At 66.5% G+C, this 23,741-nt stretch carries 20 protein-coding genes; 12 read left to right on the top strand and 8 right to left on the bottom strand.

What is annotated here, in order from left to right:
- The first annotated feature begins 10 nt into the window (after nucleotides 1–10).
- From U4Y88_RS01600 to U4Y88_RS01590, 3 genes are all read left to right on the top strand, one after another.
- Complete coding sequence (locus tag U4Y88_RS01600; RefSeq protein WP_321781751.1) at nucleotides 11–1,783, top strand: L-lactate permease; 1,773 nt, start codon at nucleotides 11–13, stop codon at nucleotides 1,781–1,783.
- Nucleotides 1,784–1,906: 123 nt separating this feature from the next.
- Nucleotides 1,907–3,088 (top strand): CaiB/BaiF CoA-transferase family protein, encoded by a 1,182-nt coding sequence (locus tag U4Y88_RS01595; RefSeq protein ID WP_321781749.1) that lies wholly within the window; start codon nucleotides 1,907–1,909, stop codon nucleotides 3,086–3,088.
- The gene (locus U4Y88_RS01590) at nucleotides 3,085–4,014 is read left to right on the top strand and encodes a CoA ester lyase (protein WP_321781747.1); all 930 of its coding nucleotides are present in this window, start codon (nucleotides 3,085–3,087) and stop codon (nucleotides 4,012–4,014) included. Before U4Y88_RS01595 ends, U4Y88_RS01590 begins: the two co-directional genes overlap by 4 nt.
- 45 nt (nucleotides 4,015–4,059) lie before the next feature.
- Here U4Y88_RS01590 and U4Y88_RS01585 read toward each other — a convergent pair whose 3' ends face one another.
- Nucleotides 4,060–5,004 (bottom strand): GlxA family transcriptional regulator, encoded by a 945-nt coding sequence (locus U4Y88_RS01585; protein ID WP_321781744.1) that lies wholly within the window; start codon nucleotides 5,002–5,004, stop codon nucleotides 4,060–4,062.
- Between the two features lie 169 nt (nucleotides 5,005–5,173).
- Here U4Y88_RS01585 and U4Y88_RS01580 point away from each other — a divergent pair, with 169 nt between their 5' ends.
- The 3 genes from U4Y88_RS01580 (at nucleotide 5,174) to U4Y88_RS01570 (ending at nucleotide 8,430) form a co-directional block, all read left to right on the top strand.
- Entirely contained in the window at nucleotides 5,174–5,995 is an 822-nt protein-coding gene (locus tag U4Y88_RS01580) for an SDR family NAD(P)-dependent oxidoreductase (RefSeq protein WP_224005672.1), read from the top strand.
- A 30-nt stretch (nucleotides 5,996–6,025) separates the two neighbouring features.
- Nucleotides 6,026–6,784 (top strand): SDR family oxidoreductase, encoded by a 759-nt coding sequence (locus U4Y88_RS01575; RefSeq protein ID WP_310631534.1) that lies wholly within the window; start codon nucleotides 6,026–6,028, stop codon nucleotides 6,782–6,784.
- Between the two features lie 548 nt (nucleotides 6,785–7,332).
- The gene (locus U4Y88_RS01570) at nucleotides 7,333–8,430 is read left to right on the top strand and encodes a porin (RefSeq protein ID WP_224005666.1); all 1,098 of its coding nucleotides are present in this window, start codon (nucleotides 7,333–7,335) and stop codon (nucleotides 8,428–8,430) included.
- A gap of 61 nt (nucleotides 8,431–8,491) precedes the next feature.
- Here the strand turns inward: U4Y88_RS01570 and U4Y88_RS01565 are convergent, their stop codons facing one another.
- The gene (locus U4Y88_RS01565; protein WP_310631533.1) at nucleotides 8,492–9,274 is read right to left on the bottom strand and encodes an SDR family NAD(P)-dependent oxidoreductase; all 783 of its coding nucleotides are present in this window, start codon (nucleotides 9,272–9,274) and stop codon (nucleotides 8,492–8,494) included.
- 292 nt (nucleotides 9,275–9,566) lie between these two features.
- Here U4Y88_RS01565 and U4Y88_RS01560 point away from each other — a divergent pair, with 292 nt between their 5' ends.
- From U4Y88_RS01560 to U4Y88_RS01535, 6 genes are all read left to right on the top strand, one after another.
- Nucleotides 9,567–10,436 (top strand): branched-chain amino acid ABC transporter permease, encoded by an 870-nt coding sequence (locus U4Y88_RS01560; RefSeq protein WP_224005660.1) that lies wholly within the window; start codon nucleotides 9,567–9,569, stop codon nucleotides 10,434–10,436.
- A complete protein-coding gene (locus U4Y88_RS01555) occupies nucleotides 10,433–11,431 on the top strand; it encodes a branched-chain amino acid ABC transporter permease (protein WP_321781742.1) in 999 nt (332 codons plus the stop codon). The genes U4Y88_RS01560 and U4Y88_RS01555 overlap by 4 nt, the downstream gene beginning before the upstream one ends.
- The gene (locus tag U4Y88_RS01550; protein WP_224005641.1) at nucleotides 11,424–12,191 is read left to right on the top strand and encodes an ABC transporter ATP-binding protein; all 768 of its coding nucleotides are present in this window, start codon (nucleotides 11,424–11,426) and stop codon (nucleotides 12,189–12,191) included. The genes U4Y88_RS01555 and U4Y88_RS01550 overlap by 8 nt, the downstream gene beginning before the upstream one ends.
- Nucleotides 12,175–12,882, top strand: a complete 708-nt coding sequence (locus U4Y88_RS01545) for an ABC transporter ATP-binding protein (protein WP_321781740.1) — start codon at nucleotides 12,175–12,177, stop codon at nucleotides 12,880–12,882. The genes U4Y88_RS01550 and U4Y88_RS01545 overlap by 17 nt, the downstream gene beginning before the upstream one ends.
- Nucleotides 12,883–12,946: 64 nt before the next feature.
- Nucleotides 12,947–14,122, top strand: coding sequence for an ABC transporter substrate-binding protein (locus U4Y88_RS01540; protein ID WP_224005635.1), 1,176 nt, complete (start codon nucleotides 12,947–12,949; stop codon nucleotides 14,120–14,122).
- 90 nt (nucleotides 14,123–14,212) lie between these two features.
- Nucleotides 14,213–15,094, top strand: a complete 882-nt coding sequence (locus U4Y88_RS01535) for an SMP-30/gluconolactonase/LRE family protein (protein ID WP_321781738.1) — start codon at nucleotides 14,213–14,215, stop codon at nucleotides 15,092–15,094.
- Between the two features lie 47 nt (nucleotides 15,095–15,141).
- Here U4Y88_RS01535 and U4Y88_RS01530 read toward each other — a convergent pair whose 3' ends face one another.
- The 6 genes from U4Y88_RS01530 to U4Y88_RS01505 form a co-directional block, all read right to left on the bottom strand.
- Nucleotides 15,142–16,719, bottom strand: a complete 1,578-nt coding sequence (locus U4Y88_RS01530) for a class I adenylate-forming enzyme family protein (protein WP_321781737.1) — start codon at nucleotides 16,717–16,719, stop codon at nucleotides 15,142–15,144.
- Nucleotides 16,720–16,737: 18 nt separating this feature from the next.
- Nucleotides 16,738–17,955 (bottom strand): acyl-CoA dehydrogenase family protein, encoded by a 1,218-nt coding sequence (locus U4Y88_RS01525; RefSeq protein ID WP_224005627.1) that lies wholly within the window; start codon nucleotides 17,953–17,955, stop codon nucleotides 16,738–16,740.
- Nucleotides 17,956–18,023: 68 nt separating this feature from the next.
- Entirely contained in the window at nucleotides 18,024–19,112 is a 1,089-nt protein-coding gene (locus tag U4Y88_RS01520) for a phosphotransferase (RefSeq protein ID WP_321781735.1), read from the bottom strand.
- 415 nt (nucleotides 19,113–19,527) lie between these two features.
- Entirely contained in the window at nucleotides 19,528–20,334 is an 807-nt protein-coding gene (locus U4Y88_RS01515; protein ID WP_224005621.1) for an IclR family transcriptional regulator, read from the bottom strand.
- Nucleotides 20,335–20,569: 235 nt separating this feature from the next.
- A complete protein-coding gene (locus tag U4Y88_RS01510; protein ID WP_321781733.1) occupies nucleotides 20,570–21,589 on the bottom strand; it encodes an alcohol dehydrogenase in 1,020 nt (339 codons plus the stop codon).
- Between the two features lie 389 nt (nucleotides 21,590–21,978).
- Nucleotides 21,979–23,733 carry a methyl-accepting chemotaxis protein gene (locus tag U4Y88_RS01505; RefSeq protein WP_321781731.1) on the bottom strand — a complete coding sequence of 585 codons (1,755 nt, stop codon included), beginning with the start codon at nucleotides 23,731–23,733 and terminating at the stop codon, nucleotides 21,979–21,981.
- Between the last annotated feature and the right edge of the window lie 8 nt (nucleotides 23,734–23,741).

Here is a 23,741-nt window from a genome sequence, read left to right as displayed (position 1 = left end):
AAGGAGACGCATGTACACCCAGATATTCGATCCGGTCGCGCATTCCGTCGCGGCTTCCGCCGCGTTCGCGGCCCTCCCGCTGCTCACCCTGTTCGTGCTGCTCGGCGTGCTGCGCCTGCCCGCGCGCTGGGCCGCGCTCGCCTCGCTGATCGTTTCGATGATCGTCGCCGCGTTCGTCTACGGCATGCCCGGCGGCCAGGTCGTGAGCGGCGCGCTCGAAGGCGCGGCCATCGGCTTCTTCCCGATCATCTGGATCGGCATCAACGCGATCTGGCTGTTCAAGCTCACCCAGGCGAGCGGCCACGCCGACGTGCTGCGCCGCGCGCTCGCCCATGTGAGCCCCGACCAGCGCGTGCAGGCCGTGCTGATCGCGTTCTGCTTCGGCGCACTGCTCGAAGCGCTCGCGGGCGGCGGCGCGCCGGTCGCGATCTGCGCCGTGCTGCTGATCTCGCTGGGCGTCGAGCCGATCAAGGCCGCTACCGTCTGCCTGCTCGCCGACACCAGCCCGGTCGCGTTCGGCGCGCTCGGCCTGCCGATCACCGTGCTCGCCAAAATCACGCGCCTGCCGGTGCACGACATCAGCGTGATGGTCGGACGCCAGGCGCCGCTGCTCTCGCTGTTCATTCCGCTCATGCTCGTGTTCATTCTCGACGGCCGGCGCGGACTCAAGGAAGTCTGGCCGCTCGCAGCAGTCGCCGGGTTCGCCTTTGCATTCGCACAGTTCGCGGGCTCGATGGTGCTGCCGGTGGAACTCGTCGATATCGTCGCGGCGCTGTTCTGTGCGGGCGCGTCGATTGCCTTTCTGCGCGCATGGTCGCCGGCCGTGCTGCGTAGCGATCTCGCTGCGGCCAGCGGCGGCGCACGCAACAAGTCTGACGCACGCGACGAAAACGCCGGCGGCGCAGGCCTGCAAGGCGGCGCGCTCGCGATGCCGATGACGGGCGGCGGCGCGTCGTTCGAAGCCGCCGCAAAGCGTGATGCGCGTGATGCGCGTGACGTACGTAACGCACAACGCCACGCCTTTACCGACACTCCGCGCGACTCCACCGCCGAAGTCCTGCGCGCGCTCGCCCCCTACGCCGCCGTGATTCTCGTCGTCGCGGCGACGCAGATCGGCTTCGTCGCGCACGCCATGGGCGCGCTGACCTCGGCGTTCGCGTGGCCGGGTCTGCATGTCGTCGATCCGAAGGGCGCGGCGGTGTCCGCCGTCAACGCGAAGTTCGAATGGCTGCTCTCCGCAGGCTCGATCGTGCTGATCGCGGGCGCACTCTCGGTGCCGCTGCTCAAGCTCGACGTGCGCACCGCCGCCCGCACTTACGTGAAGAATCTGCACGAACTGCGCTGGGCCGTATTCACGGTCTGCTGCGTGGTGGGCGTCGCGTACATCATGAATCTCTCCGGGCAAATCGTGACGCTCGGCATCTGGGCGGCGCGCGCGGGCACGGCCTTCGCGCCGGTCTCGCCGGTGCTCGGCTGGTTCGCGACGGCGCTCACGGGCTCCGACACCTCGGCCAACGCACTGTTCGGCATGCTGCAGTTGACGACCGCGCATCACACCGGCCTCTCCGACATTCTGCTGACCGCCGCCAACACCTCGGGCGGCGTGGTGGGCAAGGCGATCTCGCCGCAGAACCTCGCCGTGGGCGCGGTCGCGGTGGGCCTCGTGGGCCGCGAAGGCATGCTGTTCCGCCGCGTGGCGGGCTGGACTGTGCTGATGATCGCCGCACTCAGCCTGCTCGTCTGGGCGCAGTCCACGCCGCTGCTCGGCTGGATGGTGCCATAAGCAATGTTGTCCTAACTATTTTCTACCGCCGTAAAGTCAGACCCGTATTTCGCGTCGCGCGGCCCGCACGATTCATTCAAGTGCAGGCCGCCGCGCCGCAAACCCGCAAGGAAACCCGACGTCATGCACAACTCCGCTCTCCCGCTCGCCGACATCACGGTCGTCTCGATCGAACAGGCCATCGCCGCGCCGCTCGCCAGCCGTCATCTCGCCGACTGGGGCGCGCGCGTCATCAAGATCGAGCGGCCGGGCGCGGGCGACTTCGCGCGCGGCTACGACACGGCGATGGACGGCCTGTCGAGCCAGTTCGTCTGGACCAACCGATCGAAGGAGAGCCTCGCGCTCGACATCAAGGACGAGCAAAGCCAGGAAACGCTGGAAGCGCTGCTCGCGCGCGCCGACGTGTTTATCCAGAATCTCGCGCCGGGCGCCGCGAAGCGTCAGGGCCTCGACGCGAAGTCGCTGGTCGAGCGCTTCCCGCGCCTGATCGCCTGCGATATTTCGGGCTACGGCAGCGGCGGCCCGTACAGCGAGAAGAAGGCCTACGACCTGCTCGTGCAGTGCGAAACCGGCTTCCTCTCGATTAACGGCACGCCCGAGACGCCCTCGAAATGCGGCCTCGCGATCGCCGATATCGCCACGGGCATGTACACGCTCAACGGCATCCTGATGGGCCTGCACCAGCGCGCGCGCACGGGCCGCGGCATGGCGTTCGAAGTCTCGCTGTTCGACGCGATGACCGAGTGGATGAGCTATCCCGCCTACTACACGCGCGGACGCGGCGAACCCGTGCCGCGCAGCGGCGCGCGCCACGCGACCATCGCGCCGTATGGCCCGTTCGCGGCCGGCGACGGCAAGACGGTGTTCTTCGGCATACAGAACGAACGCGAATGGCGCAGTTTCTGCGAGGTCGTGCTCGGCGACGCCAGCGTGGCGACCGATCCGCGTTACGTGACGAACTCGCTGCGCCTCGCGAACCGCGACGCGCTCGAGCGCGGCATCACCGAGCGCTTCGCCGCGTGGACCAGCGACGAAGTGCTCGCGCGCCTCGACCGCGCCGCCATCGCCAACGGCAAGATGAACGATGTCGACGCGCTGCTCGAACACCCGCAACTCGTCGAGCGCGAGCGTTTTCGCAGCGTGGGCACCGAGCGCGGCGCGATGGACATGTTCCTGCCCGCCGTGACGATCGCGGGCGTGGAGCCGGTGATGGGGCCGGTGCCCGCCGTGGGTCAGCATACTGAATCGATTCTCGCGGAAATCGCCGAATACGCCGAACGTGCCGCGCAACGGAGCGAAGCATGAACGCGCCGCGCGTCACCCGCACTGTGCTCGCGGTGCCCGGGCATCGGGAAAACATGCTGCAATCGGCGGCCGCGAGCGAAGCGGATGCGGTGTTCATCGACCTCGAAGACGCCGTGCCGCTCGACAAGAAACGCGAAGCGCTCGACGGCGCCGTACACGCGCTCAACACGCTCGACTGGGGCGGCAAATGGGTGTCGGTGCGGATCAACACGTCGGCGCATGGCATCGCCGTGCATGAAGTGGAAACGCTCGTGCGCGACGCGGCACGGCTCGACGCCGTGCTCGTGCCGAAGGTGGAGAACATCGCGACGGTGCACGAAGTCGAGCGGCTGCTGCGCGCGCGGCCCGCGCAGCAGGCGCCCATCGCGATCGAAGCGCTGATCGAAACGGCACGCGGGCTCGTCTGCGTCGACGACATCGCTGCATCGAGCGAGCGACTCGTGGCGCTACATTTCGGCGTCGGCGATTTCGCGGCGTCGATCGGCGCGCGCACAGTGGAGATCGGCGGCACGCACGCCGGTTACGCACACACGCTCAAGAACGAAGTGGGCAACTACGACGCGAGCGCGCTCGACCTCTGGGCCTATCCGATGATGCGCTTGCTGGTGGCCGCACGTGCGTTCGGCCTGCGCGCCATCGACGGTCCGTGCGGAGCGTTCCGCGACGCCGTGCTCACGCGCGCGTGGGCGCTGAAGGCGGCGGCGATGGGTTACGACGGCAAGCAGGTCATTCACCCCTCGCAGATCGCGCCGACCCGCGCGGCCTTCTCGCCGACCGACAACGAAGTGCGCGACGCGCGGCGCACGATCGAGGCGCTGGAGGAGGCACAAGCCGCCGGACTCGCCGCTGTATCGCTCGACGGCAAGCTCGTCGATTTCGCCAATGTGCGCATGGCGCAGCGCGTGCTGGCGATGGCGGGCGCTTGATCAACGCTCCCGCTCCGCGCACTTTCACCACGCCACATCACTAGCTCACGCCGCCCGCGCCTCGCGCCGCACCGCTTGCGGCGGCACGCCGAAACCGCGCATGAACGCCTCGCGCATATGGCGCCGGTCGCGAAAGCCGGTTTCGCGCGCGATCACATCGAGCGGATGCGCGCTCTGCTCGATCATCAATCGCGCCGCTTCGAGCCGCAGCCCCTCGATCGCGCGCGCGGGCGACTGTCCCGTTTCCGCCGTAAACACGCGGCTAAACTGACGCGGACTCAGATGCACGGCCTCGGCCAGCGTCTCGACCGTGAGCGCCGTGCCGAGATTGCGCCGCGCATACTCCAGCGCGTTTTGAATGCGGTCCGACTTGGGCGCGAGATCGAGCATTTCCGAATGCTGCGACTGCCCGCCCGAACGGCGCTGATGCATCACGAGCTTGTGCGCGACCGAGCGCGCCACGTCCGCGCCCAGATCCTTCTCCACCATCGCGAGCGCGAGATCGAGCCCGGCGGTCATGCCCGCCGACGTCCACACCGGCCCATCGACGATATAGATGCGGTCCTCTTCCACGCGCACCGCCGGATGGCGCGCCTGCATCTCGCGCGCGACCGCCCAGTGCGTGGTGGCGCGCCGCCCGTCGAGCAGCCCCGCCTCGGCCAGCACGAAGCCGCCTGTGCAGATGCCCGCCACGCGCCGCGCGCGCGTGCTCGCGCGGCGCAGGTACGCCAGTTCCTCCTCCGATGCGGGCATGGCGACCGGATCGATCACGCCGGCCACCATCCACGTATCCATCTGCCGACGCGGCGGCGCCGGCAGCGTTCGCACGCTCATGCCGAACGACGAGCGCACTTCGCCGCCCGCGATCGAATAGTTTTCTAACGTGTAGAACGCGTCGCCGGCCGCTTCGTTGGCAAATTCGAAAACGGTCTGCGTCGCGATCGCCATCACCTGAAAACCGTCGCACAGCAGATAACCGATGCGATGCATGACGCGCTCCTTGCAAGTTATCCGACGAAAGGCCGTTTTCCGGCCTATGTCATGAATCACTACCCTATACGTCATTTCGGCCACGGTCAATCGGGACCAGAATGGCTCCACGCATTCAACGCATCCAACCGGATCGACGGATCAGCGGACTACACAAGGAGCCATCGTCATGAACACAGCAACGCAAGCCAGCGCCGAATACCGCGGTACGGCGCTCGTCACGGGCGCGTCGTCGGGCATCGGCGCGATCTACGCGCAGCGTCTCGCGCAACGCGGCTACGACCTCGTGCTGGTCGCCCGCGACCGCACGCGTCTGGACGCGCTCGCCGAACGCATCACCAACGAGACGCAGCGCAGCGTGGAAGTGCTCGACGCCGATCTCGGCGAACGCGCGTCGCTCGCCCGCGTCGAGACCAAACTGCGCGAGGACGCCAGCATCACGCTGCTGGTCAACAACGCGGGGATCGGCACGCATACGCCGCTGATCGCGAGCGACGTCGATCACATGACGCGCATGATCGACCTGAACGTGACCGCGCTCACGCGCCTGACCTATGCCGCCGTGCCCGGCTTCGTGGCGCGCGGACACGGCGCGGTCATCAATATCTCGTCGATCGTCGGCATCGCGCCGGAGATCCTCAACGGCGTCTACGGCGGCACCAAGGCCTTCGTGCTCGCGTTCAGCCAGTCGCTGCATCACGAACTCGCGAGCCAGGGCGTGCGCGTCCAGGCCGTGCTGCCGGGCGCGACCGCCACCGACTTCTGGGAAACGGGCGGCCTGCCGCTCGCGCAGCTCGACAGCGCAATCGTCATGTCGGCGCCCGACATGGTCGATGCAGCGCTCGCCGGTTTCGAGAACCGCGAACTCGTGACGATTCCCTCGCTGCACGACGTCGCGCAGTGGGACGCCTTCGAAAGCGCGCGCCGCGCGATGTCCTCGCATCTTTCCAGCAACACGCCTGCCGCGCGCTATCACGTGACGTCGCGTTAATACCTCGCCCATCAATCAGGAGTCTTGATCATGAAAACCACCGGCAACACGATCTTCATCACGGGCGGCACCTCGGGCATCGGACGCGGTCTCGCCGAAGCCTTCCATCGGCTCGGCAACCAGGTCATCATCGCGGGACGCCGCCAGGCGCTGCTCGACGACGTCGCGCGCGCGAATCCGGGCATCGACACCGTGCAACTCGATATCAACGACGCCGCGCAGATCCGCGCCGTGGCGCAGCAGGTGATCGCGCGCCATCCGTCGCTGAACGTGGTGATCAACAACGCGGGCATCATGCCGTTCGACGACGCAGGCGGCGCGCTCGACGACGCCCAGGCCGTGCGCATGATCGAAACCAATCTGCTCGGCCCGGTGCGCGTGAGCGCCGCCTTCGTCGAGCATCTGAAGCAGCAGCCCGAGGCGACGATCATCAACAACAGTTCGGTGCTCGCCTATGTGCCGCTCGCGGCCACCGCGCTCTATTCGGCGACCAAGGCGGCGATCCATTCGTACACGCTCTCGCAGCGCTTCGTGCTGCGCGACACCAGCGTGCGCGTGCTCGAAATCGCGCCGCCGTGGGTGGACACCGATCTGATCCGCAAGAGCGGCGACCCGCGCGCGATGCAGCTCGACGCCTTCATCGCCGAAACCCTGGCCGCGCTGCCCGGCGCGCAAACCGAAGTGCTGGTGGAGTCCGCGAAGGCGTTCCGCGCGAACCCCGGCGTGAACGAACACGGCTTCATCGCGCAGTTCAACCAGGCCGTGATCGACGATCCGCTGCCGGTCTGATCCCTTCCGTTCCGGGCTCCTCCCTCGCGCCGCGCAGCGCCCCGTCACCGCACGTGGCGCGCTGCGCGCAGCGCATCATTTCTCGCCGAAAGTCCGCCATTTTCGCGCGCCTTACCGCTTCTTTCCCCTTTGCCGCACCGCACCCCACGTTTCCCCCAGGGTGACACTTTCCGTACGACCGTACAAAAATGCTCCCGTCTGACATCCCTGAGGACGACGTTGCAAGCCCATCGGGTTACGGAGAGGCAATCGGTGAACGAGCAGCCGCATCAACCTGCATTCCGACACAGTTCCGCGCCGCGCCGACACAATCGCGCCCGCTCAACTGGCCTCGCCGACACGGCGTCCCTCCCCGCTTCACCGCAACAATCCCCGTGATGCCGTCCGCGTGACGCGTCGCCGGCGGCGCCCTCGCGGGCATTCACCGCCACCCGCATGGACAGCGCAGACGCGCCGCCTCCGTGTGCCCAGCCGTACCGCGAAGAAGTCGTTCGAATCCCGCTGTTTTGCCGCATTCAAAAACACATCCAGACAATCAGGATTCCAAAATGTCTAAACGCAATACGCTACGCAAAAATCTGCTTGCGACCGGGCTCGCGGCAACGGGTCTGCTGGGCATGACGGGCGCCGCGCAGGCGCAGAGCAGCGTGACGCTGTACGGTATCGTCGACGGCTCGCTGCTTTACACGAGCCACACGCTGAACACGACGACCGGGCAAAACATGGGGCACCAGTTCTCCTTCACCGACAGCGGCATGACGGGATCGAGCTTCGGCTTGCGCGGCTCGGAAGATCTGGGCGGCGGCATGCGCGCGATCTTCACGTTGGAAAGCGGCATCAGCGTGGCCAACGGCGGGTTCGACAATTCGAACGGCAACATGTTCGGCCGCCAGGCGTGGGTCGGCGTGAGCAGCGGCTACGGCACGGTCAAGGCCGGTCTGCAATTCTCGCCGTTCTTCCTCTCGCTCTACGACACCGACCCGCGCGGCATGTCGTATTTCGGCAGCGGTCTCGTGAGCTATGTGAACAACGTCTACGTCACGGGCCTCTTCAACAGCAATTCGCTCACCTACACGTCGCCGGAAATCTACGGCCTGCAAGCGGCCGGCATGCTCGCGCTCGGCGGCACGGCGGGCGACTTCCAGGCGGGCCGCCAGTATTCGGCGAGCCTGCGCTATCACCTCGGCGGCCTCACGCTGACCGGCGCGCTCTACAACGGCAACGCGGGCGGCAGCGCGGCCAGCACGCCGGTGCCCAGCACCGTCGAATTCGTGGGCCGCACGCTCGGCGCGAGCTATCGCTTCGACAACAGCCTGAGCCTGTTCGCCTCGTATGCGCTCTACAAGGTCGCGGGCTCGTTCAGCAATAGCGTGTATTCGGGCGGCGCCAGCTACTTCTTCACGCCGTATCTGAGCGTCAACGCGGGCGTCTGGTACACGCACGACGGCAACGAAGGTTCGAATCACTCGCTCCTCGCCGCGACCGGCGTGCAGTATTTCCTCTCGAAACGCACCACGCTCTACGGCCAGGTGGGCTACGTGAACAATCACGGCAACATGCACACGGGCCTGTCGATCAACAACGCGCTCAACGAAGTGACCGGCTCGACGCTGGGCACGAGCATCGGCATCCGCCATATGTTCTGATCGCGGCGCGCGCACCGCGACACGCAGGATCGTGGAGCGCGCAACGCCTGAGCACCGGCGCTCAGACCTTCATGCCGGGCAGATTCAGCGAAGCCGTGTTGCCGCCGTCGACGGGCAGCGCCTGGCCGGTGATATAGCTGGCGTCGTCGCTGGCGAGAAACGCGATCGCCGCGGCCACTTCTTCGGCGCGCCCCGGACGACGCAGCTCGCAACGGTAGCCGAGGCGATCGCTCTTGTTGAGCTCGCGCGCGCGTTCGAACACGGGCGCGGTCATGCCGGTCTCGATCAAGCCGGGGCAGACGGCGTTCACGCGGATCGCCCACGGCGCGAGATCGCAGGCGCTCGTCATCGTGAGGTTGATGACGGCGGCCTTCGAGGCGCTATAGGCGTTGCCGCCCGCGCCCGAACGCACGCCGGCCACCGACGCCACATTGACGATCGCCCCTTGCCCGCGCGCGATCATCGCCTGCGCGGCCCACTTGGTGAAATGCACGACGCCCATGAGATTCACGCCGATGATCTTTTGCCAGACCGCCGTATCCGTCTCGGCGACGATCGAATAGTCGCCGCCCGCGATGCCCGCGATATTGCACAGCGCGTCGATTTCGCCGAAGCGCTCGCGCACCTGCCCGACGCACGCGGCCACCTCGTCCTCGCGCGCGACGTCGAGCGCGCCGTGCCAGACGCGCGCCGCATCGAAGCGCGCGGCGGACTCGGCCAGCGCCTCGCGGTTCCAGTCGACGAGCGCGACGCGCGCGCCTTCGTCATACAGCCGTTGTGCCGTCGCGCGCCCGATACCGCTGGCCGCGCCGGTCACGAGGGCCACCTTGTCCTTGAATCGCATCGTCGTTTTCCTCTCGAAGTGAGCGTTGGCGGTTTGTGCTGTGTTGCTCGACATGCAGAATTGTTGTCTGCATTGCAGAATTTATAGAGATGAACCCTGAGCGTCAATCCGGCCTATTGCGCCTGTTTTTACGATGCCGCATCGCCGCATTTATCTATTAGAGATAGGAACATGGCGTATCGGCGCGCCAGGAACGTCGGTCTGGTAGTTTCCCCAGGCTGACTGCATTGCAGAATTCATTGCCAAATGAGCGCTCACGAAGCGCTAGCGATCGACGCACACGGAGGTCACGGTGGATCTGTTTTTGCAGCAGGTGCTCAACGGTTTGACGCTCGGAGGCATCTACAGCCTCGTCGCGCTGGGCCTCACGCTCGTGTACGGCATCATGGCCGTGCCGAACTTCGCGCACGGCGCGTTCTACATGGTCGGCGCGTTCGCGGCGTTCTACCTCACCACGCGCTTCGGCCTCGGCTACTGGAGCGCGATGGTGGCCGCCGCGATCTGCGTGGGCATCGTCGCCGTGCTCGCGGAACGCCTCGTGTTCCATCCGCTGCGCAACGCGCCCGAACTCGCGCCGATGATCGCCGCCATCGGCCTCATGCTGTTTCTCGAAGCGGCCGCGCAGGCGCTCTGGGGCACCGACTTCCACCGCATGTCGCCGCCGTGGTCCGGCGTGCTCGAATGGGGCGGCGTGATCGCCCCCATCCAGCGCCTGCTGATCATCGCGGGCGCATTCGGCCTCGTGCTCGCGCTACAACTGTTCCTGCATCACACCGTGGCCGGCTCGACGATTCTCGCCGTCGCGCAGAACCGCGAAGGCGCGGCGCTCATGGGCATCGACCCGCGCAAGGTGGGCATGGCGACCTTCGCGCTCTCGGGCGTGCTGGCCGCCGTGGCCGCCGCGCTCTACGCGCCCATCAACCTGATCTATCCGGCAATGGGTCAGTTAGTGATCCTGAAGGCCTTCGTCATCATCATTCTCGGCGGCATGGGCAGCGTGCCCGGTGCCGTCGTGGGCGGACTGATCATCGGCCTCGCCGAAAGCTTCGGCGCCTTCTACGTCTCGCCCGACTACCAGGACCTGATCGCCTTCGTCCTGCTCGTGGCGATCCTGTCGCTGCGCCCGCAAGGGCTTTTCTCAAGGGAGATGCGCGCATCATGATGCCAACGCGCCACCTGGGCTGGCTCGCGCTGTTCGTGATTGGCCTCGCCCTGCCGTTTCTCGTGCGCTCCGATTATTCGCTCACGGTGATGTCCACGGCCTTCATCTTCGCGCTGGCGACGATCGGCCTCAACCTGCTCACTGGCTACACCGGCCAGTTCAATCTCGCGCACGGCGGCTTCATGGCTGTGGGCGCGTACACGGTGGGCATCCTCACCGTGGACTACCAGGTGCCGTTCTGGATCGCGTTCGTGCTCGCGGGCGTGGTGAGCGTCGTGCTCGGTTTCTTCGTGGGCCTCGTTTCGCTGCGACTGAAGGGCAATTACTTCGCGATCTTCACGCTTTGTGTGGGCTACATCATCTTTCTCGGCATCGAGAAATGGGACAGCCTCACGCATGGCGTGGTGGGCATCATCGGCATCGCGGCGCCGCCTTCGATCGGCTCGATTTCGTTCGAGAATCCGCGCGCGCTCTATTACCTCACGTTCGCGTTTCTTGCCGCGGGCATGTGGATCATGCATCGCATCGTGAATTCGCTCGTCGGCCACACCTTCGTGGCGATCCGCAATAGCGAGCATCTCGCGCAGGCGCTCGGCATCGATCTCATGCGCAACAAGATGCTCGCGTTCCTGATCTCCACGTGCTATGCGGGCATCGCGGGCGGCCTCTACGCGGGCTTCGTGCGCTTTCTCGGACCCGATCTCGCGAACATCGGCCATACCTTCGACATGACGATGTACGTGGTGGTCGGCGGCATCGGCACGCTGGCCGGTCCGCTGCTCGGCGCGATTGCGCTGCCGTGGCTCACGCAGTCGCTGCAGTTCATGCAGGACTATCGCTTTCTCGTATTCGGCCCCTTGCTGATCGTGCTGCTGATCTTCCTGCCGCGCGGTCTGGTCGGCCTTTATCAGAGCCTGCGCAGCCGCGTGGGGACGCGCAATGTCGCGCCGCCGCCCACGCGCCGCGCCACGTCGAGCGGAGACGGCCATGCTTGAAATCGCCTCGCTCTCGAAACACTTCGGAGGCCTGACTGCTGTCAGCGACGTCAGCACGCGCATCGACGAAGCGCGCATCAACGCGATCATCGGTCCGAACGGCGCGGGCAAGACCACCTTCTTTAATCTGATCAGCGGCATGTATCGGCCCAGCACGGGCAGCATCAAGTTGCGCGGCCAGGACGTCACGGGGCTGCGCGCCGATCAGATGGCGCGGCTCGGCGTGGCGCGCACGTTTCAGGCCACGGCGCTGTTCGAAACGGCGTCGGTGCTGGAGAACCTGATCGTGGGTCATCGGCTGCGCACGCGCTCCGGTCTCTGGGACGCCCTGCTGCGCACCGCGCGCTGCAAGCACGAAGAACGCCTGTGCCGCGACAAGGCGCGCGAATCGCTCGATTTCGTGGGGCTCGCGCATCTGGAAGCGAAGCCCGCGGGTGGCATCACGCAGGAGGAACGCAAGCGCGTGGCGATCGCACTCGCGCTGGCGACCGACCCGACCGTGCTGCTGCTCGACGAACCGGCGGGCGGCGTGAATCCCGAGGAAACCGACGGGCTCGCCACGCTGATCCGCAAGATCGCGCGGCGCGGCATGACGGTGTGCCTCGTCGAACACAAGATGAGCATGATCATGAATCTCGCGGACAAGATCATGGTGCTCGACCACGGCGAAAAAATCGCCGAGGGCACGCCCGACGAAATCCGCAGGAACCAGGCGGTGATCGACGCCTATCTCGGGAGCGAACATGCTGACGTTCAATGACGTGAGCCTCGACTACGGCAGCTTTCGCGCGCTGCACGGCATCAACCTGCGCGCCGACGAAGGCGAGCTCGTGGTGCTGCTCGGCGCGAACGGCGCGGGCAAGAGTTCGATCTTTCGCGCGGCCAGCGCGCTCACGCGCGCGAGCGCCGGGCGCATCCGGCTCAAGGACGTCGATCTCGTCGGCAAGCGTCCCGCCGAGGTCGTGCGCGCGGGCGTGATCCATTGCCCCGAAGGCCGCAAGCTGTTTCCCGCGATGTCCGTGCTGAAAAATCTGATGCTCGGCGCGTACCCGCATCGGCGCGACCGCGCGGGCAACCGCACGCGGCTCGACGACGTGTTCGGCCTCTTTCCCGACCTCGTCAAACGCAAGGACGACCCCGCCGGTGCGTTGAGCGGCGGTCAGCAGCAGATGGTCGCGATCGGCCGCGCGCTGATGAGCCGGCCTCGCGTGCTGCTGCTCGACGAGCCGTCGCTCGGCCTCGCGCCGCTCGTCGTCAAGCAGACATTCGAGGTGATCCAGCGCATCAATCGCGCGGGCACCACGGTGCTGCTCGCGGAGCAGAACGCGCACGCCGCGCTAAAGATCGCGCATCGCGCCTATGTCGTGGAGTCGGGGCGCATCGTGCTCGAAGGCGACTACGACAGCCTCGCGGGCAACGAAGCCGTGCGCCGCGCCTATGTCGGCGGTTGAGGTCGCGCTGCACGCGCGCTCACCCCACGCAATCCATGCAAGCCACTCCATCAAGGACACGTTCATGATCGTCAAGAAGCTGTGCCTCGCGCTTTCCGCAGCCTTTGCCTCCTCGCTGATCGCCGCCTCGCCCGTCATGGCGCAGGAGAACGCCGTGCATATCGGCTTTTCCGGGCCGCTCAGCGGCGGCGCCGCGAAATACGGCCAGAACGTGCTCGAAGGCATGCAGATGGCCGTGGCCGAAATCAATCAGGCCGGGCTCGTGGTGGGCGGCAAGCCCCTTAAGCTCGACGTGGTCGCGCTCGACGATCAGTACAACCCGAGCGAAACGGCCATCAACGCGCGCCGTCTCTCGCAGGAGTACAAGGCGCCCATCGTGCTGGTGCCGCACTCAGGAGGTTGCTACGCAGTCCAGACGATCAACGCCCAGCAGAATCTCTTGCTGCTCGCCTACACGAGCGTGCCGCAGCTCGCCGCGCGCGGCAATCCGCTCACGATCCGCATTCCGCCGGAATTCACCTCGTACACGCCTGCGTTCGTGAAGTACGAGATGAGCAAGTACGGCAAGGAAGTGGCCATCGCGAGCACCGACACCGACTACGGCAAAGCCTGGACCGCCGCGTTCAAACCCGCGTGGCAGGCTGCGGGCGGCACCGTGGTCGCCGACACGCCGCTCTCGTACAACCGCGCCACCGACTTCTATAGCGGCGTGAGCCGCGTGCTCGCCGCGAAGCCGAAGGTCATCTTCGTAGGCGGCCCGTCCGAACCCACGGGCCTCATCATTCGCCAGGCGCGCGAACTGGGCTTCAAGGGCGGCTTCGCGGTGATGGATCAGGCCAAGCTCGACGAAGTCGCGAAGATCGCAGGCGGTTATGGCGCGCTCGAAGGCTCGATTGGCGTGATGCCGATCGGCGACGATCCCTCGCCCGACGCCAAATCCTTCGTCGCGCGCTTCACGAAGACGCACGCGGGCCGCCTGCCGACCCAGGAAGCGTCGCTGAACTACACCGCCGTGTGGGCGACCGCGCAAGCCATGAAGATCGCCGGCACGACGACCGACGCCGCCGCGATCCGCAAGGCCTACGATCAGGCCTTGAAAGCGCTCTCGCCGCAGAACAATCCGCATGGCCTGACCGGGGTCGATGCGCGCGGCGGCATCACAATGGGCCGCGCCGTGGTGGCCGTGGTCGAGAACGGCAATATCAAGGCGCTGCCCGATTCGGTCGCTTCCGCGAAGTGATCGCATCGCATCGGGTTGAATCGACTCGATCGGCATGAAGCAACGGCGTCGCGCTAGCGCGGCGCAGGTTTTTTTCCTCGCGAGGATGGCATGACGCAAGCAAGAACGCCCGAAGTATTCGTCGAAGGTCTGTGCTTTGCCGAGGCGCCGCGCTGGCACGCGGGCAAGCTCTGGTTCTCCGATTTCTTTCGCCACGAAGTGCTGTGCGCCGATGCGAGCGGCAAGCTCGAAACCGTCGCGCACGTGCCGCATTCTCCAAGCGGACTCGGCTGGCTGCCGGACGGCACGATGCTGGCCGTATCGATGCACGACTGCACGGTACTCGCGATCGGGAACGGGAACGAAAGCGGGAACGGGAACGGCGCGCCGCGCGTCTACGCCGACCTCTCCCGGCACGTGCCGGGACCGTGCAACGACATGCTCGTCGATACGGCCGGGCGCGCGTATGTCGGCAATTTCGGCTTCAATCTCTATGCGGACGAGCCGGAGCGCGCGACCGATCTGCTCTGCGTGCTGCCCGATGGCCGCGTGCGCGTGGCGGCGCGCGAATTGCGCTTCCCGAACGGCATGGCGCTCACGCCCGATGGCCGCACGCTGATCGTCGCGGAGACGTTCGGGCAGCGCATCACGGCATTCGATGTCGATGCGGGAGGCGACGGCGCGCTGTCACGTCGTCGTGTGTTCGCGGATCTCGCGGGCAGCTATCCCGACGGCCTCTGTCTCGATGCCGAAGGCGCGGTCTGGGTCGCGGACGCGCGCGGCAATCGCGTGCTGCGCGTGAAGGAAGGCGCGGGCATCGTCGACAGCATCGCCATGGGCGACGAACAAGGCTACGCGTGCATGCTCGGCGGCGACGATGGCCGTACGCTGTTTCTGTGCGCCGCGCCCGGCATTGGCGCCGATAACGGCGCGCGCCGCGCGGGCCGCATCCTCGCCGTGCGCGTGGAGGTGCCGCACGCCGGTTTGCCCTGAACCCCTGCAACGATCCGGGCATTCGACGCCTTGCGGCACGCAATCGCTCAAGCCGCAGACGGCCTGAACGCGTCGCGCAATTCGCGCTTGAGCACCTTGCCGATCGCGCTGCGCGGCAAGGCTTCGACCACCACGACTTCAGCGAGCCGCTGCATTTTACCGAGGCGCTCGTTGGCCCAGTCCGCGATGGCGTGCGCCGTTTCATCGCGGCCCGAACGCACCGTGACGAAGGCCACCGGCGTCTCGCCCCAGCGCTCCGAATTCACGCCGACCACCGCCGCTTCCGCCACTGCGGGATGCCCGAGCAGCACCTGCTCCAGATCGCTCGGATAGATATTGAAGCCGCCCGAAATGATCATGTCCTTCTTGCGGTCCATGAGCACGAGAAAACCCTCTTCATCGAAGCGGCCAATGTCGCCCGTGCGGATGAAGCGCTGGCCGTCGCGGTCGTGCCACTCGGCTTCGGCGGTCTTCTCAGGCTGACGATAGTAGCCCGTCATCATGGTCGGCGAACGCCCGACGATTTCGCCGATGCTGCCGGGCGGCAGCTCCTCGCCCGCCGCGTCGATCAAACGCATTTCATGCCCAGGCATGGGCTTGCCGACCGTATGCAGCTTGGCGGGAAACTCATCGGCGCACAGTTCGCACGACGCGCCGCCCTCGGTCATGCCGTAGAACTCCGTGAGGCTGCCGGGCCAGCGGCGCACCACATCGGCCTTCAACGCGGCATTGAACGGCGCACTCGTGCAGGACTTCGAAATAAAGCTCGACAGATCGTAACGATCGAAATCCGGATCCGCGAGCAGACGCTGATACTGAACCGGCACCAGCATCGTATGCGTGGCGCGATGCTGCTGCGCGAGTTCGAGATAGCGCTTCGTGTCGAACTTCGGCATCAGCACGACGGTGCCGCCGAGCGCGAAGGTCGGAAAGAAACTCACGAGCGTGGTGTTCGAATAGAGCGGCGTGGAGATCAGCGTGACCGCTTCGGGGCCGTAGCCGCGCGAGACGCTGCGCAGCGCATAGGCGAAGCGCATCGCGTGCGACTGCACGATGCCTTTGGGCATGCCCGTCGTGCCCGACGAATAGATGATATTGAACGCCCACTGCGGCTCGATGCGCACCTCGCGCGGCGCCACGCCACGCGGCGCGAGCCAGGCGTCGAGGCCCGTGAATGGCGCGGTGCCGGCCTGAGTCGTTTCCTGTGCATCGAGACGCACGCGGCGCACGGCGGGCGCGTGCGCCGCGCCGTCCAGCGCGCGCTGCACCGGCTCATCGAGAAACAGCACGCGCGCGCCCGCGTTGCCGATCATACCCGCGAGGCTGTCGGCATGCGAAGCCGGCGAGAGCGGCGCGACCGCCGCGCCCGCGCGCAACGCGCCGAGAAACACCGCCGCGTACCACGGCGACGCGCCCGCGCAAATCGCCACCACGTCTTCGGGCATCACGCCGTCGCGCTGCAAGGCGCTCGCGCACTGGTCGATCATCGCGTCGAATTCGGCGTAGCTGTAGACCGTGCCGTCGCAAACGAGCGCCGCATGATCGCCCTGCTCGCGCGCCCATTTGCGGATCTGCTCGCCGATGCTTTCGAATGGCGGCAGGTCGAGCGCTGCTGTGGAAGTCATGTCGTCGTGCTCCGCTGATCAGAGATAGCTCGCGAGTTCCATCTTGGCGATGGCGTTGCGATGCACTTCGTCCGGGCCGTCCGCGAGACGGATCGTGCGCGCGCTCGCATACGCGCGCGCGAGGCCGAAATCGTCGCTCACGCCCCCGCCGCCATGCGCCTGAATCGCCCAGTCGATCACCTGGCAGGCCATCGCGGGCGCGGCCACCTTGATCATCGCAATCTCCTTGCGCGCCGCCTTGTTGCCGACGGAATCCATTTTCCATGCCGCGTGCAGCACGAGGAAACGCGCCTGATCGATCAGAATGCGCGCGTTGGCGATGCGTTCGCGCGTGACGCCCTGATCCGCAATCGCACGGCCGAACGCGGTGCGTTTCGTGGTGCGTCGGCACATCGCTTCGAGCGCGCGTTCGGCGCGGCCGATCAAGCGCATGCAGTGGTGAATGCGGCCCGGCCCGAGACGCCCTTGCGCGATCTCGAAGCCGCGCCCTTCGCCGAGCAGCACGTTCGTGACCGGCACGCGCACGTTTTCGAACAGCACTTCGGCATGACCGTGCGGCGCGTCGTCGTAACCGAACACGGGCAGATGGCGCAGCACCGTGACGCCCGGCGTGTCGAGCGGCACCAGCACCATCGACTGGCGCTGATGACGATTCTCGCCGTGCGGATCGGTTTTACCCATGAAAACGAGTATCTTGCAGCGCGGATCGTTCGCGCCCGAGGTCCACCATTTGCGCGCATTGATAACGTAATGATCGCCGTCGCGCTCGATACGCGCCTCGATATTGGTCGCATCCGACGACGCCACGGCAGGCTCGGTCATCGCGAAGGCCGAACGGATCGTGCCGTCGAGCAGCGGCGCGAGCCACTCGCGCTTCTGCGCCTCGCTGCCGTAGCGCAGCAGCGTTTCCATATTGCCGGTGTCGGGCGCCGAGCAATTGAACGGCTCCGCACCGATCGCCGAGCGCCCCATGATTTCGCACAGCGGCGCGTATTCCAGATTCGTAAGACCGTCCTGCGATTCGTGCGCGGGCAGAAACAGATTCCACAGTCCCGCGCCGCGCGCCTTGTCCTTGAGCTTTTCCATCACGGGCGCGGGCTGCCACGGATTGCCCGCGCGCCGCGCCGCGTCCATTTCGGCGGCGAACTGTTCCTCCGCCGGATACACATGCTGATCCATGAATGCCGTGAGCCGCGCCTGCAGATCCTTCACCTTGCTCGAATGTTCGAAGTTCATTAGCTGATTTCCGCTGAATTGACCGGTTGAATGTCGCGTGGCGCGAGTGGCGCGTGGCCCGCAGCGCGCTAGCGCATCGCGTCCACTTCGCGCGCGAGCGCCCACGCCTGCTCCGCGAGCGGACGCGTGCGCTTGCCCGTTTCGAGCGCGAGCGCGCTCGACGCGTTGCCTTGCAGCGCGCGTGCCATCACGCCCTGCAAAATACCCACGAGCCGGAACATGTTGAAGACGAGGTAATAGCCCCAATCGACTTCGGACACGTCGTCGCGCGAAGCGCGCGCGACTCGCTGCAAATAGCGCTGCAAATAAGCCCTTTCGCCGGGAATGCCGAGTGCGTCGAGATCGAGTCCGACCAGGCCGCGACGCGCGCCCGCCTGCATATGCCAGATCATGCAGTGATAAGCGAAGTCGACAAGCGGATGGCCGAGCGTGGACAACTCCCAATCGAGCACGGCGAGAATGCGCGGTTCGCGCGCGTCGAAAATCACGTTGTCGAGCCGGTAATCGCCATGCACGATGCGGCGTTCGTCGCCGGCCGGCAGATGCTTCGGGAGCCAGTCGATCAGTTGGTCGGCAGCTTCGATGCGCTCCGTTTCCGACGCGCGATATTGTTTGGTCCAGCGCGCCACCTGACGCTCGATGTAATTGCCCGCGCGGCCGTAATCGCCGAGACCGATCGCATCGGGATCGACTGAATGCAAGGCGGCAATCACGCGATTCATCTCGTCGTAGATGTCGCCGCGCGCCTCGGGCGTCATGCCCGGCAGCGCCGCGTCCCAGAAGATGCGCCCCTCCACATACTCCATCAGATAGAACGGCGAGCCGATCACCGCCGCGTCCTCGCAGAGCGCGTAGGCTTTCGCGACCGGCACATCGGTCTGTGCGAGCGCGCGAATCACGCGATATTCGCGGTCCACTGCATGCGCCGACGGCAGCAGCACGCCCGGCGGCTTGCGGCGCAACACGTATCGCGCGCCGCCCGCATCGAGCAGAAAGGTGGGATTCGACTGGCCGCCCTTGAATTGCTCGACGTGCACGCCGCCCGCGAAATCGTGCAGATGCTCGCGCATCCACGCGGCGAGACGCGCGATGTCGAAGGCATGCGCGTCGGCGACGGGACGCGTGCCGCTGAAGCTCGACTGGAGATCGATACTCATGGATTCGGGCAGCCTCCATTGACGGCGCGTGGGCACGCGAATGCGCCCGATTTACGCCGCTAGAATATTCTGCAAAGCAGGTGTGAATTCTGCATTGCAGAAATGCTAGCGTGTGCAGGGGACGCGTGTAAAGGTCTATAAAGCGCGATGAGATTGGGACAAACCCCAGTGGAAAGCCCCTGATTCCGGCGCGATGCTGATGCTTGATTGACCAAACAAAGGCGTTCAGGCAATTCGTCCTGCATTGAATTTCGCTGCAAATGATGTCTGCCGTGCAGGCGTTCCATTTGGTGCGAATCGGTCGCTTGCCGTGAAGATAATCCGCGCCCTTTTAGTCAGGATGTCGAATTATCCAGACGAAAAAAAACGCAGGCCGCTGACCGCGCCTGCGTTTTTCCTGCCGACTGCGCCGCCTTTATCGCCCCGCCACGGCCGCCTCAATCTGCCCGATCATCTGCAACAGACGCGGTTTCACTTCATTGAGCAGAAATTCGGGCGTCAGCGAAAACGACGGCCCGCCCACGTTGATCGCCATGACCGGCAAGCCGCCGCCCGGTTCGAACGCGCGCGCGATGCCATTCACGTCCTTCTGCCACTCGCCGAACGAACACGTGACGCCGAGCGTGGCGTGATCGCGCACGCCCTGCTCGATGCCACGGCGCACGTTCGGCCACGCCACGTCGTCGAGTTCGCGGATCTGCTCCATCACGTCGTCGCGTTCGCGCGGCGCGACGGCCGCGAGCCACGCGCGTCCGATCGCCGAGGTCGCCAGCGGAATGCGCGAGCCCACGTCGAGCGTGAGCGCCAACGCCGCCGTGCTGCGGCAGCTTTCGATATAGAGCATCGAGAGCCGGTCGCGCACGCCGAGCGAGACCGTGCCGCCCGAGAACTCCGAAAGCTCCTGCATCATCGGCCGCGCGATCTTGCGCACGTCGAGGCGCGCGAGCATCGAACTGCCGAGCGCGAGACAGGCGGTGCCGAGGCGGTAGCGCCCGGTGTCTTCGAGGTGGATCAGGTAGCCGATCTTCGTGAGCGTCATGGTCAGACGCGAGACCGTCGAGCGCGGCAGCTTGCAGCGTTGGGCGATTTCCTGATTGGTCAGCGTCGTGTCGCCGCCGCGAAAGCAGGCGAGGACCTCGAGCCCCCGGGCCAGCGCGGTCACGAAATGGCGATCTTCCTTGTGGGCGCTTTTGCGAGCCGGCTTCGGCGCGGTATCAGACATTGCGATAAGGGTGAAGTTGACGCGAGTGCCGCGAGCACGGGCACGATTTTGGGTTCGCGGAATTATATGCTGTATCGCAGGATCGACGCCGCGCGTCAATGGGTGGGGAACCCTGGCGGACAACGGCCCGGTCGGTGTGGCCGGGCCGCCGCGCGGGATGGCGAGACGGGCGCGCAAGTTTCTTGCCGCGCCCCGCGAGGATAAACCGTGCCGGATAATTAGTTAGCGATCCTAGTTATTGAGCCGGTTTCAGCACGACGCGAAAGCGCGCCTTGCCGCTCATCATGCGTTCGTAAGCTTCGGCGGCACGTTCCAGCGGATACTCCTCGATCATCGGCTTGACGCCGGAAAGTGCGCTGAATGCGAGCGTTTCCTGCGAATCCGCTGCCGTGCCCGACGGCCAGCCCTGCACCGAATGACGTCCCATGATGAACTGCGTAATCGGCACTTCGACGGGTTCCTCGGACACACCCACCATGATCAGCTTGCCGTTCAGACCGAGGCCGCCGAGCGCCGCGCTCATCGCCTTGCCGCTCGTGACCGTCGCGAGTATCACGCGCGCGCCGCCGAGCGCGAGCAAGGCTTCGGCGACGTTCTGCGCCTGACTGTCGATGTAATGATGCGCGCCCAGTTGCTTCGCGAGCGGCGCCTTGTCCTGCCCACGCGCGATGGCGACGGTCACGAAACCCATCTTGCGCGCGAACTGCACGCCCAGATGACCGAGGCCGCCGATACCGAGAATCGCGACCACGTCGCCCGCGCGCGCGCCGCTATTGCGTAGCGCGTTGAAGGTGGTGATGCCCGCGCACAGCAGCGGCGCGGCATCGACGTCGGAGAGATCGTCGGGCATGCGCGCGAGCGCCTCCTGCGGCGCGACCATGTATTGCGCGTAGCCGCCGTCGTAGCTGATGCCCGGCACCTGGGCGGCCGCGCACAGCACGAAGTCGCCGTGGCGGCAGCGCTCGCAATGGCCGCAATGCCCGCCGTGCCAGCCCACGCCCACGCGCTGCCCCGCTTGCCAGCCGTCCACGCCCGCGCCGAGCGTGTCGATCACGCCCGCGATCTCGTGACCCGGCACGCGCGGATAAGCGAGCCCCGGCCACAGGCCGTCTTTCGTCATCGAATCGCTATGGCAGATGCCGCACGCCTGCACCTTGATCAGCACATGGCCCTCGGGCGGCTCGGGAACCTCGCGCTCGACGAGTTCGAGTGGACCGCCCGCTTTCGTCACCTGCACTGCCTGCATCGTTCGCATACGTTGCTCCTCGATCGGGAAGGAATGGGCCGATGTGCCGCGATGGCGTTGTGCCTGATCGGCAAGTGTTCGAGGATACGCGGGTCGTGTGGCACAGGCTGCGCGCGTGGCCGCGACGACGGTGTTTTTGGCGTCCGGGCGGAGGATGGCGGCGGATTCGCACACGGATTAACGCCAAATTTGGCGAATATCTCCACGTGGAGAATGGAATGGGGCGCGATCAAAGCGGCCTCGGCGCAAGCCGCGAGGCCATCGATAATCATCAGGATTCCGATCTATTTATCAGGGATCGCGCGGCGGGATCTCTATAGCGTTGAAGCGCGTGTTCGTCGAATAAGCGGTTAGATGCGGCCTCCGCGACCGCATCCGTCAATGCATCGAAGCGAGCCCTACGCCAGCGCCTCCTCCGACACCTCGTCCGCGAACTCCGCCGCCTCGCTCGCACGCCGATCCGCCCACCGGTCCGCCTGCGCATTCGCCGCGCCGTCCGTGCGCAAACGGAACGTCGCCACCGCGTCGGCCATCAGATTCGCCTGCTGTTCCAGCGAACCGGCCGCCGCGGCCGCCTCTTCCACGAGCGCCGCATTCTGCTGCGTGACCTGATCCATCTGGCTCACGGCCTGCTCGACCTGCTCGATGCCCGCGCTCTGCTCGACGGTCGCCGACGCGATCTCCTTCATCAGCCCCGACACGCGCTCGATCGACGACACCACTTCCGCCATCGTCGCGCCCGCCTCGGTCACACGCGCGCGGCCGCCGCGCACGTCCTCGACCGATTCGTCGATCAGCGACTTGATTTCGCGCGCCGCCGCCGCGCTGCGCTGCGCGAGGTTGCGCACTTCGCCCGCGACCACGGCGAAGCCGCGCCCCTGCTCGCCCGCGCGCGCCGCTTCCACCGACGCGTTGAGCGCGAGAATATTGGTCTGAAACGCGATGCCGTCGATGATGCCGGTGATATCGGCGATCTTGCCCGAACTGCGCGTGATCGCTTCCATCGTCTCCATTGCTTCTTCGACGACGCGTCCGCCGCGCTGCGCGACCTCGGCCGAGCGCGCCGCCAGCGTGCTCGCCTCGTTCGCGTGTTCCGCGTTCTGGCGCACCGTCGCGGTCAGTTGCTCGGTGCTCGCCGCCGTCTGTTCGAGCGACGCCGATTGCTGCTCGGTGCGGCTCGACAGATCGAGATTGCCCGCCGCGATTTCGCGCGCGCCCGTGTTGATCGCATCGCAGCACGCGCGCACGTTGCCCACAGTCAGCGTCAGGCCGTCCTGCATGCGGCGCATCGCGTCGAGCAACTGGCCGATTTCGTTGCGCCCGCCCGTGGCGATCGGCACCGCGAGATCGTTGGCCGCGATCTGGTTGAGCGCGCTCACCGCGACCGCCAGCGGCGCGGTCACGAGACGGCGCAGCGCGAGATGCGTGACGACGACGAGCGCGAGCGCGCCCGTGAGCCCGACCGCCACCATCGCCATGACCCAGTCGTGTTCGCGCTCGCCTTGCGCGAGCGTGGCGCTCACGGCGGCATCCTTGTCGGCGTGGAAGGCGGCGATGCTCGCGGCGAGCTGCGTGCCGGTCTGCGCCATCTCGCCGGTCGCGAGCGTGGCGTAGGCGGCCGTGTCGCCGTTCTGCAGCGCGTCGGCGGCGCGCGTGAGCACGGCGTTCATCGCGGCCTGCGCGTCGAGCACGGCGGCGCGGCGCGACGGTTGGGCGTTCGCGGCGGTGTCCGATGCCGTATTCGATGCCGTATTCGATGCAGAATCCGACGCAGAATTTGCTAAGGAATCCGACGCAGTATTCGATACCGAATTGGACACCGCGCTCGCAGATTCATCCGCGCGCAGCGTGTCGGCGTCGTGCGCCGCCTGCGTCGTGAGATCACGGGCTGCGCCGAGCGCGGCATCGCGCGACGACGCATCGTTTTGCTCCTTGAGCGCCGCGTAGGCACGCGCCAAAGTCGCCTGCGCGCGCGCCGAATGGGCGCCGATCGCATCGGCCAGCGCGCCCGCGCCCGCCGCTTCGTGTACGCGGCGCGCGGCGTCGTCGGCGCGGCCGATCATGCCGACGCCCACCACCGCGCCGATCACCAGCATCGCCGCGAACGTGCAGAGCACCGCGAGCAGGCCGGCGCGTATCGTCAGATTGCGCATGACGTCTC

Source organism: Paraburkholderia sp. J94 (assembly GCF_905220285.1).
GTDB classification, from domain to species: Bacteria; Pseudomonadota; Gammaproteobacteria; order Burkholderiales; family Burkholderiaceae; genus Paraburkholderia; species Paraburkholderia tropica_A.
The sequence above is the reverse complement of the archived record's forward strand: the minus strand, read 5'-3'. Positions and strand labels throughout refer to the sequence as shown.